This is a genomic window from uncultured Corynebacterium sp. (genome assembly GCF_902782855.1).
Taxonomy (GTDB): domain Bacteria; phylum Actinomycetota; class Actinomycetes; order Mycobacteriales; family Mycobacteriaceae; genus Corynebacterium.
The window spans coordinates 1-3,394 of the sequence record NZ_CACZOO010000077.1; the positions used below are offsets into that span (position 1 = coordinate 1).

At 64.2% G+C, this 3,394-nt stretch carries 2 protein-coding genes; both read right to left on the reverse strand.

The features are described from left to right. A partial coding sequence (locus QZV72_RS03450) for a Mu transposase C-terminal domain-containing protein (RefSeq protein WP_297005314.1) occupies positions 1–1,898 on the reverse strand: 1,898 nt, incomplete at its 3' end. Then, positions 1,895–2,680: a TnsA-like heteromeric transposase endonuclease subunit gene (locus QZV72_RS03455; RefSeq protein ID WP_297005316.1), complete on the reverse strand. Its 786-nt coding sequence runs from the start codon at positions 2,678–2,680 to the stop codon at positions 1,895–1,897. The genes QZV72_RS03455 and QZV72_RS03450, both read right to left, overlap by 4 nt. Positions 2,681–3,394: the final 714 nt, after the last annotated feature.

The following is a 3,394-nucleotide window of genomic DNA, read 5'->3' on the forward strand; positions in this document are numbered from 1 at the left end:
GCCGCAGGGACGCTAGACTCAACGGTCCGCGAGCGCTTCGATGCACTGCGCTCCTTCGTGGTTGTCGGCGCGGTGAGAATCCGGTTGATCTGCTCGGCGACATCCTTACCGGCCAACTGGTTGTCCGTCCGGGTCAATACCCGCTTCGCCGCGGTCAGAACGTCCCGGGAGAACGGTGCTGAGACTTGGGCGTTCATCACCCACGTCGCCTCGATCCAACGGCCTTTCACATGGTCTCGGACCCAGATCCGGTTCATCCGGTGCGGATCGTAGCGAACCTCCCACGTACCCGATGCCGGCGCCGGAAGGCCCGAGGACATCCCGCGGTACTCGGCGAGCTCGGGAGCGGTGTAGTGCAACCCGTCGAAGTTGATCCCGTAGGGCTGGATCGACCGGTAGGCCACCGGTAGCAGGGCGATATAGTCATCACGCTCGAAGGTCACCGAAGCCTGCGGAGCAACCGAGGCCAGCGCGGCGTACATCTCATTGGGGGTCAGCTTGCGCTTGGGCATCGCTGCGATCCGTAGGCCCTCTTGGGGCCGGTTCTGGTACACCCCGACGACCCACATGTCCATGAGATTCTGGACCTCGACCATCGTCCACACCGCCTGGCTGGCGGGGTCCTTGCCCCGCTGGACGACGTTGGGGCCGACGTAGCCGTCCAGGTGCTGGACGAAACCGGTACGCAGGCCCCGGAAGAACGACTCGATGTGCGGTTTGTCGGTCGGTGTCCGGGGCGCGGCCAGGGTGAGGTTGATCTGCAGGCGCTCGCAGGCCGAGATGAAGGTGGTGGACTTGAACGCCCTGCCGCGGTCCATGGTGATCGACTCTGGGACGATGACAGGCTTCGCCGCAACCTGTGCCGCAGCCTCGGCGTTATCGGGCAGCATCCCGGTAGGGAGGATCGAGCGTGAGTACGCCAGCGATTCAGGCCATCCCGGCTGTACGGTCAATGGGGTCATCGCTTTCGCGAGCAGGACCGCAGCGTCGACAGCCTTGGTCGCTACAGGCCGGGCGATGACGGCCAGGACGGTGCGGGTGGCGATGTCCACTGCTGCGGTGACGTCGATGCGACCGGTGGAACCGTCGGGGTAGATGACCATGAGGTCCAGGGGAGTGGAGTCGATCTCCACGAGCTCGCCCGGGCGTTGCGGATGCCGGGTGCCCCAGGGGCGGTCAGGACGGTTGGACTTGGACCGGCGGGTGGTCGCGGCACCGAAGGGGGAGCGGTCGCGTTCAAGTTTCCGCAGGATGCGGTACATCGTGGCCCGGGATGGGACTTCCCAGCCGTTGTCCTGTGCAGCGTGGGTGACGCGCATGATCGCCCGGGACCGGGTGCCGGTGGACAGGTTCGTCTGGCCGGCGATCTCTTCCTCCAGCAGGGCGACGATCCTGGGATCGGTGCGGCCAGCGACGGTGGTGTGCCGGACCTTCCTGGAGTCAACGAGCCCGGCGATGCCCTGGGAACGGTAGGCCGCAAGATAGCGCTCCAGGGACCGCTGTGTCACCGGGAATCCGAGGCCGGTCAGCTCTGCAACCTTGGCGTCCAACCGGTGTTGCAGAGGGTTGTCGAGGTCGTATTCGCTTCTGGGTACCTGTGTGTCTCCGTTGTCGGGGAGGATGGCGTGGACCAGCTCGTAGACATGCCGGTGGAGGAACTCGGTGTGCTTCCGGGTCTTCTCGTCGAGAGTGTCGAGGACCGCCACCGAGTCCAGGTCGGGGAGTCGGTTCGGGGTATCTGCGGTGTAGGAGTCGGCGGTCAGCAGGTCTGACACACTGAGCTGTCTGGTGTCTCCGGTGGATAGGTTCGTGAGGGTGAGGAGGGCACCGTCCTGGGCGGTGACCTGCCAGTCGGCGCCGTCGAACGTGATGTAGTCGAGAAGTCGGACGCTCTTCATGGTGTCGGCTCCCAGTGTCGTCGAATGGGGGACTCCATGGTCAGTGGCTGCGACGGATCGAAGTGCAACTCGCCGTGGAACAGCAGGTGCAGTGTGTTGCAGAGGATGGCGTCCCGGGCGAGCCCCGTGCTCCGGGACGCAGCGTGCACACCCGCACGTAGTGAGGTTTCAGGGTCGAATACAGCGAGCAGGGCACCGCGGACCTCCGTGTCAGGAGCGTAGCGGTCCATGCGGTAGCCGGCCAGCCAGTCGAGGGTCTCGGAGGTTGGTGACTCCAGGCCTGTGAACACGGTGTAGCCCCAGCCGATTTCGGCGCAGAGCTCGGCAGTGAGGTGAAAATGGGGGTCATCGTCCGCGTCGGGACGGCGGACGTCGACGAGGGTGGCATCACCGTCGGCGTGGCGGCAGAAGAAGTCAGGGACGTGGGAGCGCAAGGTCCTGGTCCGGCCTTCCGGAGTTTCGGTGGTGGTGCCTGCGGGCCAGAGCAGACCGAGAGGCCGGGCACTGATAGCGGTGATGGACGGGTCGAAGTCTGCGGACAGCAAGAACTGGCGCTCCAGGAGAGACTCGAAGGGAACATGCGTGCCGACCGTCGTGGAAAACCAGTAGCCCTCGTAGTTGCGCTTGTGCTTCCAGGCGAAAAACTCGCGGAGTGGCTGGGCGCGTTCCACGGGGATGTCGCCGAGGGCGGCGTCTCCTGCGAAGTTCTGGATATCGCCGTCGAGGTTGATTAGGACGCGTGTCTGGTCGGTGCCGTTGGCGGGCAGATGTCGAAGTGTCATGTCCCGGGCTCCCCGTGACGAGTGACAAGGTACCTCCGAGACTACGACAGGTTCAGTGCGAAAGATAGGAGAGATCCGTACCCCGACAGGTCAAGTGCGAAAAACGACAGAATGACTGAGACAGATCAAAAAAACGTGACCGGGAGGGCAGGGCCCGTCCTCCTAAAATGTCATAATGTATATTATCGGCTAACCGGAGGTGGGCAGCTGTGCAGGGAGTTCAACGGTGACACCGACGATGATGTGTCGCCGCTGTGCCGGCACCGTATCCCACTCGTGCCCTTGCCTGCCGCTCTGACTGGTGCGGACTGCTGCGCCATCTGGTTGTGTCCGACACCATCGGTCCGTGACGGATCGCCGGCCCCGGGCGTCACGGCCGGATGGCACTGGACCGAACCGCGGGTGGCACTGTCGCCCCGAAGCCGAACTGTCAGCACCTCTGAAGCCTTAATCTCCTGCCATTCGTCCGACCTCCGGTATCCGCTCTTTACGTCACAGTGACGTTTATGGTGGGTCCTTCCCCCTCCATAGGAACCTTGGAATCAGACGCGTCGACACCGTCTCACCACCGATGCGTCATGCTGGACACCATGAACGTGACCTACACGACCGCGACCACCGTCAATGGATTCCTCGCCACCGAGGACGACTCGCTCGACTGGCTCTTCGCCGTCGGCGGCGAGACTCCCGAACTCGGCGACCTCATGGAAGCCA

What these genes read in the sequence shown, in the direction of transcription:
- QZV72_RS03455 (WP_297005316.1), bottom strand. Translation starts at nt 2,680, where the DNA reads ATGACACTTCGACATCTGCCCGCCAACGGCACCGACCAGACACGCGTC.